This is a genomic window from Rhizobium sp. IY2 (genome assembly GCF_047532935.1).
Taxonomy (GTDB): domain Bacteria; phylum Pseudomonadota; class Alphaproteobacteria; order Rhizobiales; family Rhizobiaceae; genus Rhizobium; species Rhizobium anhuiense.
This window is the reverse complement of the sequence record NZ_JBLKNU010000007.1, coordinates 98,991-113,417: the sequence shown is the minus strand read 5'-3', so window position 1 is coordinate 113,417 and position 14,427 is coordinate 98,991. Positions and strand designations below refer to the sequence as shown.

Below are 14,427 nucleotides of genomic sequence, written 5' to 3'. Positions count from 1 at the left end.
ATCGTTCCTAAATCCGCAGATCATCGTTGGACTACATATTCGGATAGACCGGCCCCTCGCCGCCCTGCGGCGGCACCCAGTTGATGTTCTGGTTGGGGTCCTTGATGTCGCAGGTCTTGCAGTGCACGCAGTTCTGGGCGTTGATGACGAAGGTATCCTGCCCGTCCTTCTCCACCCACTCATAGACGCCGGCCGGACAGTAGCGCGTCGACGGGCCGGCATAGATATCGTGCTCGGAACGCTTCTGCAGGCCCATGTCCTTGACCTTGAGATGCACCGGCTGGTCTTCCTCGTGATTGGTGTTCGACAGGAACACCGAGGACAGACGGTCGAAGGTCAGGACGCCGTCCGGCTTCGGATAGGCGATCGGCTTGTGCTGGGCGGCAGGCTCCAGCGACTGCGCATCGGTCTTGCCGTGTTTCAGCGTGCCGAAGAACGAAAAGCCGAACAGCGTATTGGTCCACATGTCGAAGCCGCCGAGCGCCACACCGAGTGCGGTGCCGAACTTCGACCACAGCGGCTTGACGTTCCTCACCCGCTTCAGGTCGCGGCCGATGTCGCCCTTGCGCCATTCGTTCTCGATCTCGGCGACCTCGTCATGGCTGCGGCCGGCTGCGATCGCCGCCGCCAGCTTCTCGGCCGCCAGCATGCCCGACAGCACCGCATTGTGGCTGCCCTTGATGCGCGGCACGTTGACGAGACCGGCCGAACAGCCGATCAGCGCCCCGCCGGGGAAGGTGAGCTTCGGCACCGACTGGTAGCCGCCCTCGGTGATGGCGCGCGCCCCATAGGACAGCCGCTTGCCGCCCTCGAAAGTGGTGCGGATCGCCGGATGCGTCTTGAAGCGCTGGAATTCCTCGAAAGGATAGAGATAGGGGTTCTTGTAGTTCAGGTGAACGACGAAGCCGACCGCCACCAGATTGTCCTCGAGATGATAGAGGAAGGAGCCGCCGCCGGTCTTCATGCCGAGCGGCCAGCCGAAGGAGTGCTGCACCAGGCCCGGCCGGTGATGCTCGGGCTTGACCTGCCAGAGTTCCTTGATGCCGATGCCGAACTTCTGCGGTTCACGATCCTTCTGCAGATCGAACTTGGCGATCAGCTGCTTGGCGAGCGAGCCGCGCACGCCCTCGCCGATCAGGGTATATTTGCCGAGCAGCTCCATGCCGCGGGTATAGTTGGGTCCAGGCTCGCCGTTCTTCTCGATGCCCATGTCGCCGGTGGCGACACCGATCACCGCGCCCTCTTCATTGTAGAGCACTTCCGCTGCGGCAAAGCCCGGATAGATCTCGACGCCAAGTTCTTCGGCCTTGGTCGCCAGCCACCGACAGACGTTGCCGAGTGAGACGATGTAATTGCCGTGATTGTTCATCAGCGGCGGCATCAGCACATTCGGCAGGCGAACAGAGCCGGCCGGGCCGAGCAGCAGGAAGTGGTCGTCTGTCACTTCCGTCTTGAACGGGTGCCCCTCCTCCTCACGCCAGCCGGGCAGCAGCCGGTCGATGCCGATCGGATCGACGACGGCGCCAGACAGGATATGCGCTCCGACCTCAGAGCCCTTCTCCAGCACGACGACCGAAAGCTCCGGATTGACCTGCTTCAGCCGGATCGCCGCCGCAAGACCGGCCGGACCGGCGCCGACGATCACAACGTCGAATTCCATGCTCTCGCGATTTTCGTCTGCGTGTTCTTCGGTCATGATAAATGCCTGATAAATCTCGATGTTGGGGATGAGATGGGGATCAGCGAGTTGGTCGAGCTGGAACGTACCTGTAGTCGTAGAACCCGCGTTGTGCTTTGCGACCGAGCCACCCGGCCTCGACGTATTTGACCAACAGCGGGCACGGACGGTATTTGCTATCAGCCAACCCTTCGTGAAGGACCTGCATGATGGAAAGGCATGTGTCCAAACCGATGAAATCCGCCAGTTCGAGTGGCCCCATCGGATGATTGGCGCCGAGTTTCATGCCGATGTCTATGGCTTCCACGTTTCCAACACCCTCATACAGGGTGTAGATCGCTTCGTTGATCATGGGGATCAGGATACGATTTACGATGAAGGCCGGAAAATCCTCGGAGACGGTGACCGTTTTGCCGATGGATTCGGCGAAATCCTTGGCTATGGCAAACGTCTCTTGATCCGTTCCGATGCCGCGAACCAGCTCTACGAGCTTCATAACAGGTACGGGATTCATGAAGTGCATCCCTATAAAATGATTGGGCCTGTCGGTTGACGCGGCGAGCCGCGTTATGGAGAGCGACGATGTGTTCGTCGCCAGGATCGCGTCGGGCTTCAGGACAGTGCACACATCCGTAAAGACCTTCCTCTTGAGGTCTTCATTCTCGCTCACCGCTTCGACAACCAAATCGGCGCTCGCCAGATCCGACAGGGAGAACGCTCCCTTTATTCGGGAGATCGCCTGCTCAACCGCCTCGCCCGGCATTTTGCCGGTTTCCGCTTGGCGCCCGAAATATCCGGCGCTCGCCTCGATGCTCGCGCGAATTCGACTTTTGTCGAGATCGTAAATCAGTGCCTCATACCCGTGTTTCGCCACGACTTCCGCGATCCCAGTACCCATCTGTCCAGCACCGATGACGGCGACGGTAGAAATCTTATCCACTATAGGCATGCTGCCTCGCGTTAATCCGGAGGTTAAAGGACGGCCTGTGCCGAATAGACTATCGGGAATTAGGAAAACGCCTGGAGGCCTGTCTGAGCACGCCCAAGGATCAGGGCATGGACGTCATGGGTCCCTTCGTATGTGTTGACCGTCTCCAAGTTCTGCGCGTGGCGCATGACGTGATACTCGATCTGAATGCCGTTGCCGCCATGCATATCCCGGGCTTGCCGCGCCATCTCAAGCGCCTTTCCGCAGTTGTTGCGCTTGACGATCGAGACCATTTCCGGGGCCATCTTGTGCTCATCCATCAGCCGGCCAACGCGAAGCGAGCCCTGCAGTCCGAGCGTGATTTCGGTCATCATATCGGCGAGCTTCTTTTGATAAAGCTGCATCCCTGCTAGCGGTTTCCCGAACTGTTTGCGGTCCAGGCCGTATTGACGAGCGCGGAACCAGCAGTCCTCGGCAGCTCCCATAACACCCCAGGAGATGCCGTAACGGGCGCGGTTGAGGCAGCCAAACGGCCCCTTGAGACCGGAAACGCCGGGCAGAAGCGCATCCTCGGTGACTTCGACACCGTCCATCACGATTTCGCCCGTGATCGAGGCGCGCAGCGAAAGCTTGCCACCAATTTTTGGAGCCGAAAGGCCCCTCATGCCCTTTTCGAGAACAAAGCCGCGTATTTCATTGTTGTGAGCCTCAGATTTTGCCCAGACGACGAAGACATCCGCAATCGGCGAGTTCGAGATCCACGTCTTCGAGCCGCGCAATCGGTAGCCGCCCTCGATTTTCTCGGCACGGGTTTTCATACCGCCGGGATCCGAGCCCGCGTCGGGCTCGGTCAGGCCGAAACAGCCGATCAGTTCACCCGAAACGAGGCCCGGCAGATACTTCTTCTTTTGCTCGTCGGAGCCGTAGGCGAAGATCGGATAGATGACCAGCGAGGACTGCACGCTCATCATCGAACGATATCCGGAGTCGATACGCTCGACCTCGCGGGCGACCAGACCATAGGCAACGTAGGATGCGTTCGCGGCCCCGTATTCTTCAGGCAGCGTCACCCCAAGAAGGCCCGTCCGCCCCATCAACCTGAACAGCTCCGGGTCGGTCGCTTCTTCGAGATAGGCGTCCTCAACGCGCGGCAAGAGTTCAGATTCTGCGAAAGCCGCAGCGGACTCGCGGATCATCCGTTCATCTTCGGTCAGCTGGTCGTCGAGCAGAAAAGGGTCGTTCCAAGAAAAGGCCAAGATCGTCGTCCTCCCGTTGAGGTTTTGGCAGTTCGAATTTGACGGAATTAAAGCTGTTTTTTCACGACTGAGAAAGCGAGGTTTACTCATCGGCCTATGAGCTATAGTAATAGCGCATGGCAAACCTCTCGCGAAGGCTCCTTCCCTCCACCTCGGCTCTCGCAGCGTTCGATTCCGTCGCGCGGCTGGGCACCTTCTCTGCGGCAGCACAGGAGCTTTCCCTGACGCAGGGAGCGATCAGTCGGCAGATCGCAGCGCTGGAAGAACAACTCGGCGTTTTACTGTTCGAGCGCACTAGCCGTGGCGTCAACCTCACGGAGGCGGGCACAGACTATGCCCGGGCTATTGCCAGCGCTTTGGCGGAAATCCGTTCCGCTTCGCTGCAGGCCATGACCAAACAACATAGCGATCAGCTCAATCTTGCCATCTTGCCGACATTCGGCACCCGCTGGCTGATGCCACGCATTCCGCGATTTGTCGCTAGACACCCGGAGATCACGTTGAACTTCGCCACGCGCATAGGCGTGTTCGATTTCGACCGCGACGACATAGATATGGCGATTCATATCGGCCAGCCCGATTGGCCCGGTACGGAAAGCATATTTCTTATGGAAGAGATGGTTGCACCGATCGCGTCCCCGTCTTTTCTCAGTTCACATCCCATCGTGAGGGCCGAAGATCTGCTTCGCCTGCCGCTGCTGCAGATGGCGTCCCGTCCCGGGGCTTGGAGCCATTTTTTTGAAAGCCTCCAGGTTAACGGCACCCCATCGCAGGCCATGCGGTTCGAACAGTTCAGCAACGTGGCCCAAGCCTGCATTGCCGGACTGGGGCTCGCGTTGATGCCGCTTTTCCTCATCGACTCCGAACTCGCAAATGGCCAGCTCGTTCAAGCCTTTCCACATCAGGTCAAAAGCACCAGCGCCTATTATGCGGTCGCGCCTCTGAGCAGGAAGGACTTCCGTCCTGTCGTGGCGTTCCGCGCATGGCTGCTGGACGAGGTCGCGCGTTACCAGGAAGGCGGATCGGCAGATGGCGGCGGTTGATCAAGCCGCACCTGAGACACCTTCGATAATCTGGAATATCGTCAGGGGCTTCGTCGCTCGTTCGGCTTCTCGCTCATGTTCGTTTGCGCGTGTTGCTTGACTCCTCGGTTAAATCCTGCCAATTTATGCTAACGTTAGCACAAGGAATGCACATTTGCACCTTCAATTACGCAAAGCAAGCATGCAGGGGAAACGCCTGATGGCCAGCAGGGCCCTGGTGAAGGACGTTCGGCTGCTCGGCCGCCTGCTGTGCGAGGCTATCGAAACAAGCGACGGCGAGGAGGCCCGTGAGATCGTGGAGCAGGTCCGCACTCTCTCGGTTGCCGGCCATAGAAAGACCGGCCGGCACTTGAACGACAAGCTCGCCCTCTTTTGTGCAGAAATGCCTCCCCGGACCCTCAAGCGCGTGATCCGCGCATTCAGCCAGTTCTCTCAACTCGTGAACATTGCCGAAGACGCACACCAAGCCAGGATGCAGCGCTTCAGCATCGTCGATCATGAACCTGCCATGCCGGGAACAATTGCCAGATCGCTTTCCGTTCTGGCTGCGGCGGGGGTAGAGGCGGAAGATATCCGCAAACTGCTTCTTGAAGCGGTCGTCTCGCCCGTTTTCACAGCGCACCCCACCGAGGTTCGGCGGAAGAGCGTTATCGAAATCGAGCAGGAGCTTGCACGATGCCTGACTGAGCTCGACCAAGCCGGCCTGATTGAGCAGGAGATAGGTCGGCATAAGGAGGATTTGGAGAGGGCGACGACGACGCTTTGGCAAACGAACAGCCTTCGGGGGCGGCGGCTTCAAGTCGTGGATGAAATCCTCAATGGCTTGTCCTATTACGACAGCACCATTTTCCGGGTGATCCCGGAGGTGTACGAGATTCTCGAAAATCAGCTGCGAGACTCCCCCTGGAGTTTCGGCGAGGGCGCGCTGCCGCCATTCCTGCGCATGGGTTCCTGGATCGGTGGCGACCGGGATGGCAATCCCTATGTTAACGGTGAAACCCTGAGGGAGGCGCTCTGCTTGCAGAGTGAGAGAGTTTTCTCGTTCTATCTCGGCGAACTGCATAGCCTTGGCGCCGAACTTTCCTTGGATGACCGGTATGTGAAAGTCTCGCAGGAGCTTCAGCGCCTCGCGACCGACTCCCCCGACAGATCGGAGCGGCGCCGACACGAGCCATATCGCCTGGCGATATCGGGCATGTATGCTCGCCTGTCGGCCACGGCACGTAAGTTCGGCAGCACGGAACTGGTTCGCGAACCTGTGGCGGCCGCCCCTTCCTACCTGTGCCCTGCCGAATTCGCCAAAGACTTGGCGACGATCAGCAAATCCCTGGCAGCCAATGGCGCAGAAAAGATCGCCACCGGAAAACTGCGCAGGCTCCAACGCGCCGTAGACGTCTTCGGTTTTCACCTTGTCAGTCTGGATTTGAGACAGAATTCCGAGGTTCATCAACGGGTTGTTCATGAGCTTTTCGAGAACGTGCGGCCTGGCACACGTTACGAGGCGTTAGCCGAGAGTGATAAGATCCGCTTGCTCACCGAGGAACTACGGTCTTCCCAGTTGCTGATGACACCGCTCAGGACTTATTCGGCCGAGACGGCGTCGGAGCTTTCCGTTCTGCGGGAAGCTGCCGAAGCCCATAAGCACTATGGCCGCGTCAGCATCCCCAATTACATCATTTCGAAGGCCGGAAGCCCTTCCGACCTTCTGGAGGTCATGGTCCTGTTCCGTGAGGCGGGGCTGTTCCGGCCCGATGAGCCCGAAGCGGCGTCAATCAACATCATACCGCTTTTCGAAACGATCTCGGATCTTCGAAGGTCGCATGACGTGATGCAAACAGTTTTGGCCGTCGAAGCCTATCGGACATATGTGGAAGCGCTCGGCGGCAAACAGGAAATTATGCTCGGCTATTCGGACAGCAACAAGGATGGCGGTTATCTGACTTCGGGATGGGAACTTTATAAGGCAGAAACGTCCTTCATCCAGCTCTTTGAGCGTGAAGGCGTTCGCCTCAGCTTGTTTCACGGTCGCGGCGGCTCCGTGGGCCGCGGTGGCGGCCCAAGCTATGAAGCCATCACCGCCCTGCCCCCTGGCGCGGTTGCCGGATCGATCCGGCTGACGGAGCAAGGTGAAGTCATTGCGGCGAAATATTCCAATCCGGCACTAGGTCGTCGGAATCTCGAACTTCTTATAGCCGCGACGCTGGAAGCGTCCCTGCTGCCTTCCGACGCGCAAGAGCCGGATCCCGAATATCTTGGCGCCATGGAGGAACTGTCCGACCTGGCCTTTGGCGCCTATCGCCGTTTGGTTTACGAGACTGAGGGATTTGAGCGGTTCTTCTGGGAAGCAACGATCATCGGCGAAATCGCAAAACTGAACATTGGCAGCCGCCCAGCCTCACGCAACTCGTCACGTCGCATCGAAGACCTGCGTGCGATACCCTGGGTGTTCGGCTGGTCGCAGAGCCGCATGATGTTGCCGGGTTGGTTTGGATTCGGTTCGGCCGTGCGACAATGGCTGGCCGGACACCGCGACGGATTGCAAATTCTTCAGGGAATGCACCGGGACTGGCCTTTCTTCCAGACACTCATTGCGAACATGGAGATGGTGTTGGCCAAGACCAACATGGCGATCGCGGCGCGGTATGTGGGCCTCACTCCTGATGCATCCACCCATGAGAAAATTTTCGCACGCATAAAAGACGAATGGGAAGCGACGACAGCTGCGCTATTTTCCATAACGGATCAGGCCTCGCTGCTTGAGAATAATCCGGCACTCAAGCAGTCGATCCATCATCGCTTTCCTTGCCTCGATCCGCTTAACCACATGCAGATCGACCTTCTTCGCCGCCACCGTGCCGGAGAAGGCGATCAGGACACTGAAGAGGCGCTGCACCTGACCATCAATGGAATTGCAGCAGGGCTGCGAAACAGCGGGTAACGAGCGCCAATGCGGATGGCGTAAGCCTATTTTTCTTGACCTCGATAAAATTGCCGCGCTAACGTTCGCACAAACTGGGAGGAAATTCATGACACGGACCGTGCTGTTGACGGACTACGCCTGGCCGGATGACAAAGTGGAGCGGGAGGTAATCGAGCGGGCCGGGTTCATCCTCGTCAGCGGTCCGGCCGAGCCATCTCCGCCTGCTGAGATCGACGCTTTGGCTGCAAAGCATCAGCCGGACGCGATTCTGACCTGCTGGGCTCAAGTCAGCGAGACGGCAATTGCTGCGTCTCCTAACCTCAAGATCGTCGCTCGTCTCGGAGTTGGCCTGGACAATATTGCAGTCGAGGCGGCGACGGAGCGGGGGATATGGGTCACGAATGTTCCCGATTATTGCGTTGCAGAAGTGTCTGACCACGCTGTCGGTTTTGCGATTGCCTGGGCCCGTGGCCTGATCCACTTCGATCGCGAAGTTCGCGACGGGCGCTGGGACCCGGCTTCGGCAAATCTCCGCAGGCTTTCGGACCTGGCCTGCGGCATCGTTGGCTTTGGCCGCATCGGTCGTGCGACCGGCGCGAAAATGCAGGCGCTCGGATGCCGGGTGCTAGCCTACGATCCCCATGCCTCGAATATTCCTGCAGATGTGGAGCTCGCCGACTTCGATACGCTTCTGGCCAAGAGCGATATCGTCATCGTCCATGCGCCGCTTGCGCCTGCGACGCACCACCTGATCAACAGGGACGCCATCTCGAAGATGCGCCGTGGAAGCCTGCTGATCAATGTCAGCCGAGGCGGCGTTGTCGAAACTGCCGCCGTGATCGAAGGCTTGGACTCCGGCATTCTGAGCGGCGTCGGCCTCGATGTCCTTGAGGATGAACCACGCGTCCCACCGGAGCTGATCGCTCATCCCGGCGCGATGATCACTCCGCACGTCGCCTTCTCCTCGGATGCTTCGCTGATCGAGTTGCGTCGCCGGGCGGCGGAGGAGGTCGTCAGGGTTCTCTGCGGAGAGAAGCCTGAACAACCCCGCAACAGCCCCCGCCGCTAATACTGCAAGGACACTGGGTTCATGTCTGTATATGAGATGACGACTTTCGATGAGTTCTTGCTGAAGAACGGTTTGAGGAGCGCTTCCGAGGAGGCGATCTACAAGCCGCTGACGGGTGGTGTTTCTTCAGATATCTACCGTGTGGAGCTTCCCGGCCGGCTCATCTGTGTGAAACGCGCACTTGCCAAGCTCAAGGTATCCGCCGATTGGCAGGCGCCGGTGTCGAGAAATGTGTACGAATGGAACTGGATTTCCTTCGTGGCGCAGCACTTCCCTTCTGCCGTTCCGAAGCCTCTCGCACACGACGCGTTGTCTGGCGTCTTCGCAATGGAGTTTCTTCCCGGCGATCAGTATCCGCTGTGGAAGACCGACCTGCTCCACGGGAGCGTTGACCGAAAAGCGGCAGAGCTAACGGGTCGGCGGATTGGACAGATCCATTCTGTCAGTGCCCGTATATCGGGGTTGCCAGAAAAGTTCGACTCCGGATCGAATTTCTATGCGCTTCGGCTTGAGCCCTATCTGGTGGCGACCGCCGCCAAACATCCCTTCGTCAGCGACCGCCTCGCAGAACTGGTTCAGCGCACGGCCGAAACGAAGCTGGCGCTTGTCCACGGCGACGTCAGCCCGAAGAACATCCTTTTGGGCAAGAACGGCCCTGTGTTCCTGGATGCCGAATGCGCCTGGTTTGGCGACCCGGCTTTCGACCTGGCCTTCTGCCTCAACCATCTATTGCTGAAGAAGGTCATCGCTGGAAAGGCGGCATCTGAGCTCGCATCGTCATTCGCGGCGTTGACGGCAGCCTACCTGGATCAGGTCGACTGGGAGGATCGAGACGCTCTCGAGGCTCGGGCCGCAAGCTTGTTGCCCGCTCTCTTCCTCGCCCGGGTCGACGGCAAATCGCCCGTCGAATACATAACCGACGAATGCCAGCGCGAAACGGTCCGCAAAGTCGCCATCCCGCTGATCGCATCGCCTCGGCGAAAGTTGGCTGACGTGGCGCAGGCCTGGTTTCCATAACGGAACCCCACTCCTCAGGCAGCGGCATTTTTCTTTGCCGCTGCGCCGATAACCGCGCGGCCCTTGTGAAATGGTCAGAAGAGCGAAACAACGACTTGCGGGCGAGAATTCCCATCACCACGACAAAACCGACATGATACTCCCGACGCGGCGCTTGTGCGTCACATCGGGCGATCGAGCAGCATACGGCGCTGAGGTTTCGCCTGTCAGCTGAGGCTTCGCCCGTGAAAATACCGGGCTCATCGGGAAAGCGGCGCATTCATTAAAAGAGAGCATAAAAAGCCATCGCGCTGGTCTCGCGATGGCGGATAAAAGCTTCACATCTGCTTCGGCTCAGAACCGAGCGACCCAGCTTTCGAAAGCGACCAGGAAGCTCTCGATGAACTTCTGGGTTCCTTCATTGAGGAACACACCGTGATCGCCCACTAATTTGTCGGCCGTGCTGAGGTAAACTTCAGGCTGGGGCATGGTCGGCACGTTGATGTTGGTCAGGATAACCCTGAGCTGAAGTGCCGCGGCTGCGCCGCCAATGAGACCGGGAGAAGCTCCGGTCACCGCACCGGGCTTGTGATCCCACACGCTTTTCCCGAACGGGCGAGAACCGACTTCGATCGCGTTCTTCAATGCCGCGGGTACGGATCTATTGTATTCAGGCGTCACGAAGATTGCGCCATCGCAAGCCTTGATGCGCTCGCGGAAGGATGTCCATTCCGTCGGCGGCGTCTCCGTCTCCAAGTCCTGGTTATAGAGCGGAAGGTCGCCGATCGGTACGATTTCCAGGTTCAGTCCGTCGGGCGCCACTTTCTGCATTGCACGGGCGAACTTCAGGTTGATCGAGGCCTGACGAAGGCTTCCGACCAGGACCGCGATATCTTTCTTGGACATGTTCTCTCTTCTCGCGTGAGGGACGCGCCGGCGATAGCCGGCGCCGGTGATTGTTATTGATAGGAGGCAGGGACCGGAGGAACGACCACATAGTTGCTGAAGCCGCCATCGCGCTCGCCAATGCCTGATATGGCTTCGTTCACCCGCTCAAGCGGATAGACCTTGTGCTCCAGATACGACAGGTCGAGCACACCGGTGCGGACCATGTCTGCCATTTCCTGCCCCTGCGCAGCGCTGAACCAGTTCGAGCCGATGAGCTGAACTTGCTCGTCCATCAGCCACTTCACGTCGACCGGGACATCTTCTGCGACGCCGCCAACGACAACCACGCGGCCGCCCCGACGAACTCCGCGCATGGAGTCGACCACGGTCGCGGCGGGGGCTCTCGCGCCCAGCGCACTGATAACGAAATCCACTCCCTCGCCACCGGTTTGGGCCTTTGCCCATTCTCCGGTCGAGCCTTCGCCGAGCATGATGGTGTCGATGCGGTCAGGAGCGATGGCTTTTACGCGGTCCAGCAATTCCCTGCTTCTGCCGGTGCCCAGAATTTTGGAGATCCCCATCGCAAGACTGAGCTTGGTTGCCGCGACGCCAAGCGTGCCGGTGATCCCGTCGATGAGGCAAACCTGGCCAGGTCCAGCCTGTGCATTCTTCAGGGCGCCGTAGGATGTACCGAGGTAACCGAAGCGGCCGGCCTGCTCGAAGCTGAGATTATCCGGCAGGCACACGAGCGAGTATTCCGGGGCGGTCATGAATTGGCTGAAGCCGCCGTACGGATAAAGATCAAAGATTCTTTGACCGTCGCGACTGGTGCTGAAGTACCCATTCAAGGTGTAGTAGCGGCATTGGCTGCGGTTGCCTGACCGGCACGCCTTGCAAGAACCGCAGGATCTGAGAGGGCTTACATAGACACGATCGCCAATTTTGACATTGGTGACCGCCTCGCCGACTTCGGCGACGACCCCGGCTGGGTCCAAGCCAAACACTGCCGGAAACTTCGGCAGTGGCTGGTGAGGGAACCAGGTTGGCCAATTGTTGATGACGTTGGCCATGTTGGGCACGATACCGCAGGCCCTGACCTGCACCAGGACGTCGTTGGGCCGGGGCGTGGGAACCGGAATCTCATCCAGCGACATCGGCTGATGCAGAGCATGCAGCCGAGCGGCGATCATAGTCTTAACCATTAACTCCTCCATAGGGACATCGGTCGGACCGTGCCCGACCGAATGCATTTTTTGCAGTTTCAGACAGATGCGCGGCACAGTGCCGAGCGGCATTCGTCAGGGGACCAGGAACTCCTTCCCAGCCGGTCGGAAATCCGCAGGCCAGACAGTCACCCAATCCTTTCCTTGAACTTGCTTGAGCTTCGTCGATTGTTTCCCGGCATTGAACTTGCCGTCGAAAGTCCTTGGCCCGACGACCGTCTCGACGGTATTCGAGCGCAACCACGCAGCCATCGCGGCGTCGTCCAATTTCCCTGCCCCTTCTGCTGCCGCTGCAAGAATTTGCCACGCAGCATATTCGACCGCAGCCTGATACTCCGTACGCGGATAGGGGAAACCCGCCGCCTTCGCCTTGCTGTCATAAGCGCTTACGAATTCCTGGGCGCCGTGATACCTGAGAAACGGCTCGTGCTCTTCAAACCAGGTCAGCGAGGTCAAGCCGTTCGCTTTGGGGTGAGCTGCGGTCGGGCCGGGTGCCGGGAACAGATAGAATTGGTTCCTGGGCTGGTAGTCGATCCGGCCCATTGCATCGAGAAGCTGCACGGCCTCCATGCCGATCGCACCAGACCACAGCAGATCCGGATCAGCCGCTTTGATGCGGTTCGCGATTGCGCCGAAGTCCTTGGTGCCGAACTCGTATTCAAGGTCCAGCACGTTCTTGATGCCACGCTTCTCGGCAACTTGCTGGCCGCCCTTGGCGATCGTGAGGGCCGACGGAAATTTGCTCGTGACGAACGCAATCGTCTTGGGAGGGGTCGGCAGGCTCGCATAGGCATCGAGAACAACCTCGGTATCCGCCGATTGCGGCTCGGCGCCGATTGGAAGAGATGGGAACTGCAGCGGATAGGGCGCGAGACTCGGGTCCCCCAGGCTGCTCTGAACCAGCATCTTCTTGAACCGAGCGGCAACGCCCATTGCTGCGATGATCGACGACGTGCCATAGGGGCCCATCAGCAGATCGACCTTATCGGCGGTCACAAGGCGCTCATAGAGCGTTCGAGCATTGGCGGGCAGCGATTGGTCGTCGAGAAGGACGAATTCCACCTTTCGTCCGAGAATACCGCCTTTGGCGTTGATCTGTTCGACGAACACCTCTGCGGCGAGCTTGTGGATCGCGCCTACGCCCGCAAGCGGGCCTGTTAACGGCAGCGTTCCGCCGACGCGGACCGGCCCTTCCTGGGCAAAAACCCTCGGCATCGAGCTGAAAGCTGCTACTGCGGCTGCAGACCCGAGGAATGTTCGTCTATTCAGTATCATGGAATTCGCACTCATCTCATCCTCCCAGATGCTTCCGGCATGTCATCATCAGTCTCTGCCGCCGGCGGCAGGTCTCAGCTCTTCGCCAGCCCCTCTGCGTAGCGTTCCAGCGTCATGGGGTTCGGCATTGTCTCGGGGTGCTCCAGCGGTACTCCCGTAAATTCGCTTGCCTCGAAGAACCACTTCGAGACGGCCGGCATTCCCCAATGGACATTGGTGCTAAGGGCTGCCGCGTCCCAACGAATGGGCTCCAATTCCGCGTCTATCGTGGTGTAGTGATTGTTGAAGAACTCCACCCGGTGTCCATCGGGATCGCGCAGGTAGACGAACAGGACTCCGGAAGGGCCATGGCGTCCGGGTCCGCGCTCAACGCTGTCGCCATATCCATAACGGCTGGCAAAATCGCACACGGCGAAGATGTCGCTGCTTTCGGGAACCGTATAAGCGAAATGATGCAATTGGGGGCCGATGCCCGGCACCAACGCCAGATCGAGGCAGACACCTTTGCGATACATGAAGTTCGCAATGAGATTGTCGCCGGCCGCAATATATTCCGAAGTCCGGAAACCGAGTTCGCCGTAGAACGCGCTTAGACCCAACGGATCGGCGACCATGATCTGGCAATGATCAAGCCCCTGGGCTCGGGCGCCGCGATGTTCATGCACCTCGAGGAACTTACGGGGATGAACACTCATGCTGGAGCAAAGCTCGATGCGAGCGCCCGACGGGTCGCTGACGAGCAGGGTCCGCCCTTGATTTCGAACTTCGACCCATTCCGCCGGGAGCCCCTTTTCATCGAAGAAGAACTTGGCCTTGTCGAGGTCCTCCTCCAGAAACACCCGGTAACCGATCCGCCTGCACGTCGGCTTCCCGCCGGCAGGTGCGAGCACGAGACTGTGATGGCAGGCCTCGGACAATCCGCGAAGGTATGAAACACCTTCCGCGAATTCTGTTTCAATCAGGCCGCCGACATTGAGGTAGAAATCTCGGCTATGCTCCACATCATTGACTTCAAGCACGACGTGGCTGAAGCGCGTGATGTTGAAGGGAGGTTTCAAATTAACAGCCGGAAGCATGTCATCCTCATCTATTTATTGCTAACGTTAGCATAAAAGGGCCGGCGCTTTTGTCAACGCCTGTTATTGAGCGAG

The 14,427-nt window shown here is 59.0% G+C and carries 11 protein-coding genes; 4 read left to right on the top strand and 7 right to left on the bottom strand.

Translation table 11 applies throughout. The annotated features are described in order from the left end of the window. Positions 1–31: 31 nt before the first annotated feature. From ACMUVN_RS21375 to ACMUVN_RS21365, 3 genes are read right to left on the bottom strand one after another with little or no spacing between them, the layout of a single operon-like run. Positions 32–1,696, bottom strand: coding sequence for an electron transfer flavoprotein-ubiquinone oxidoreductase (locus tag ACMUVN_RS21375; protein WP_414815438.1), 1,665 nt, complete (start codon positions 1,694–1,696; stop codon positions 32–34). A 43-nt stretch (positions 1,697–1,739) separates the two neighbouring features. Beyond that, a complete protein-coding gene (locus ACMUVN_RS21370) occupies positions 1,740–2,627 on the bottom strand; it encodes a 3-hydroxybutyryl-CoA dehydrogenase (protein ID WP_029868072.1) in 888 nt (295 codons plus the stop codon). Positions 2,628–2,686: 59 nt separating this feature from the next. Next, on the bottom strand, positions 2,687–3,862 hold the full coding sequence (locus ACMUVN_RS21365) for an acyl-CoA dehydrogenase (RefSeq protein ID WP_029868073.1): 1,176 nt from the start codon (positions 3,860–3,862) through the stop codon (positions 2,687–2,689). A gap of 116 nt (positions 3,863–3,978) precedes the next feature. Here ACMUVN_RS21365 and ACMUVN_RS21360 point away from each other — a divergent pair, with 116 nt between their 5' ends. The 4 genes from ACMUVN_RS21360 to ACMUVN_RS21345 all read left to right on the top strand — a co-directional run bounded on the left by ACMUVN_RS21360 (position 3,979) and on the right by ACMUVN_RS21345 (position 9,911). Continuing rightward, positions 3,979–4,905 carry a LysR family transcriptional regulator gene (locus tag ACMUVN_RS21360; RefSeq protein WP_029868074.1) on the top strand — a complete coding sequence of 309 codons (927 nt, stop codon included), beginning with the start codon at positions 3,979–3,981 and terminating at the stop codon, positions 4,903–4,905. A 181-nt stretch (positions 4,906–5,086) separates the two neighbouring features. Further along, a complete protein-coding gene (gene ppc / locus ACMUVN_RS21355) occupies positions 5,087–7,843 on the top strand; it encodes a phosphoenolpyruvate carboxylase (protein ID WP_029868075.1) in 2,757 nt (918 codons plus the stop codon). After that, on the top strand, positions 7,809–8,894 hold the full coding sequence (locus ACMUVN_RS21350) for a C-terminal binding protein (RefSeq protein WP_245294527.1): 1,086 nt from the start codon (positions 7,809–7,811) through the stop codon (positions 8,892–8,894). Before ppc ends, ACMUVN_RS21350 begins: the two co-directional genes overlap by 35 nt. Before the next feature lie 36 nt (positions 8,895–8,930). Next, positions 8,931–9,911, top strand: a complete 981-nt coding sequence (locus tag ACMUVN_RS21345) for a phosphotransferase family protein (RefSeq protein WP_176707321.1) — start codon at positions 8,931–8,933, stop codon at positions 9,909–9,911. A gap of 333 nt (positions 9,912–10,244) precedes the next feature. Here ACMUVN_RS21345 and ACMUVN_RS21340 read toward each other — a convergent pair whose 3' ends face one another. The 4 genes from ACMUVN_RS21340 to ACMUVN_RS21325 all read right to left on the bottom strand — a co-directional run bounded on the left by ACMUVN_RS21340 (position 10,245) and on the right by ACMUVN_RS21325 (position 14,352). After that, positions 10,245–10,796: an NADPH-dependent FMN reductase gene (locus ACMUVN_RS21340; RefSeq protein ID WP_029868078.1), complete on the bottom strand. Its 552-nt coding sequence runs from the start codon at positions 10,794–10,796 to the stop codon at positions 10,245–10,247. A 53-nt stretch (positions 10,797–10,849) separates the two neighbouring features. Then, positions 10,850–11,968 (bottom strand): alcohol dehydrogenase catalytic domain-containing protein, encoded by a 1,119-nt coding sequence (locus ACMUVN_RS21335; RefSeq protein ID WP_176707323.1) that lies wholly within the window; start codon positions 11,966–11,968, stop codon positions 10,850–10,852. Between the two features lie 108 nt (positions 11,969–12,076). Beyond that, the gene (locus ACMUVN_RS21330) at positions 12,077–13,291 is read right to left on the bottom strand and encodes an amino acid ABC transporter substrate-binding protein (RefSeq protein WP_029868081.1); all 1,215 of its coding nucleotides are present in this window, start codon (positions 13,289–13,291) and stop codon (positions 12,077–12,079) included. A gap of 59 nt (positions 13,292–13,350) precedes the next feature. After that, entirely contained in the window at positions 13,351–14,352 is a 1,002-nt protein-coding gene (locus tag ACMUVN_RS21325; RefSeq protein ID WP_047618948.1) for a VOC family protein, read from the bottom strand. Positions 14,353–14,427 lie beyond the last annotated feature (75 nt).

Excerpts from the sequence above, each read along its gene's own strand:
- ACMUVN_RS21370 (WP_029868072.1), bottom strand. The coding sequence starts at position 2,627 with ATGCCTATAGTGGATAAGATTTCTACCGTCGCCGTCATCGGTGCTGGA.
- ACMUVN_RS21350 (WP_245294527.1), top strand. The coding sequence starts at position 7,809 with ATGGAATTGCAGCAGGGCTGCGAAACAGCGGGTAACGAGCGCCAATGC.
- ACMUVN_RS21330 (WP_029868081.1), bottom strand. The coding sequence starts at position 13,291 with ATGAGTGCGAATTCCATGATACTGAATAGACGAACATTCCTCGGGTCT.
- ppc (WP_029868075.1), top strand. The coding sequence starts at position 5,087 with ATGCAGGGGAAACGCCTGATGGCCAGCAGGGCCCTGGTGAAGGACGTT.
- ACMUVN_RS21375 (WP_414815438.1), bottom strand. The coding sequence starts at position 1,696 with ATGACCGAAGAACACGCAGACGAAAATCGCGAGAGCATGGAATTCGAC.
- ACMUVN_RS21360 (WP_029868074.1), top strand. The coding sequence starts at position 3,979 with ATGGCAAACCTCTCGCGAAGGCTCCTTCCCTCCACCTCGGCTCTCGCA.
- ACMUVN_RS21335 (WP_176707323.1), bottom strand. The coding sequence starts at position 11,968 with ATGATCGCCGCTCGGCTGCATGCTCTGCATCAGCCGATGTCGCTGGAT.
- ACMUVN_RS21340 (WP_029868078.1), bottom strand. The coding sequence starts at position 10,796 with ATGTCCAAGAAAGATATCGCGGTCCTGGTCGGAAGCCTTCGTCAGGCC.
- ACMUVN_RS21325 (WP_047618948.1), bottom strand. The coding sequence starts at position 14,352 with ATGCTTCCGGCTGTTAATTTGAAACCTCCCTTCAACATCACGCGCTTC.
- ACMUVN_RS21345 (WP_176707321.1), top strand. The coding sequence starts at position 8,931 with ATGACGACTTTCGATGAGTTCTTGCTGAAGAACGGTTTGAGGAGCGCT.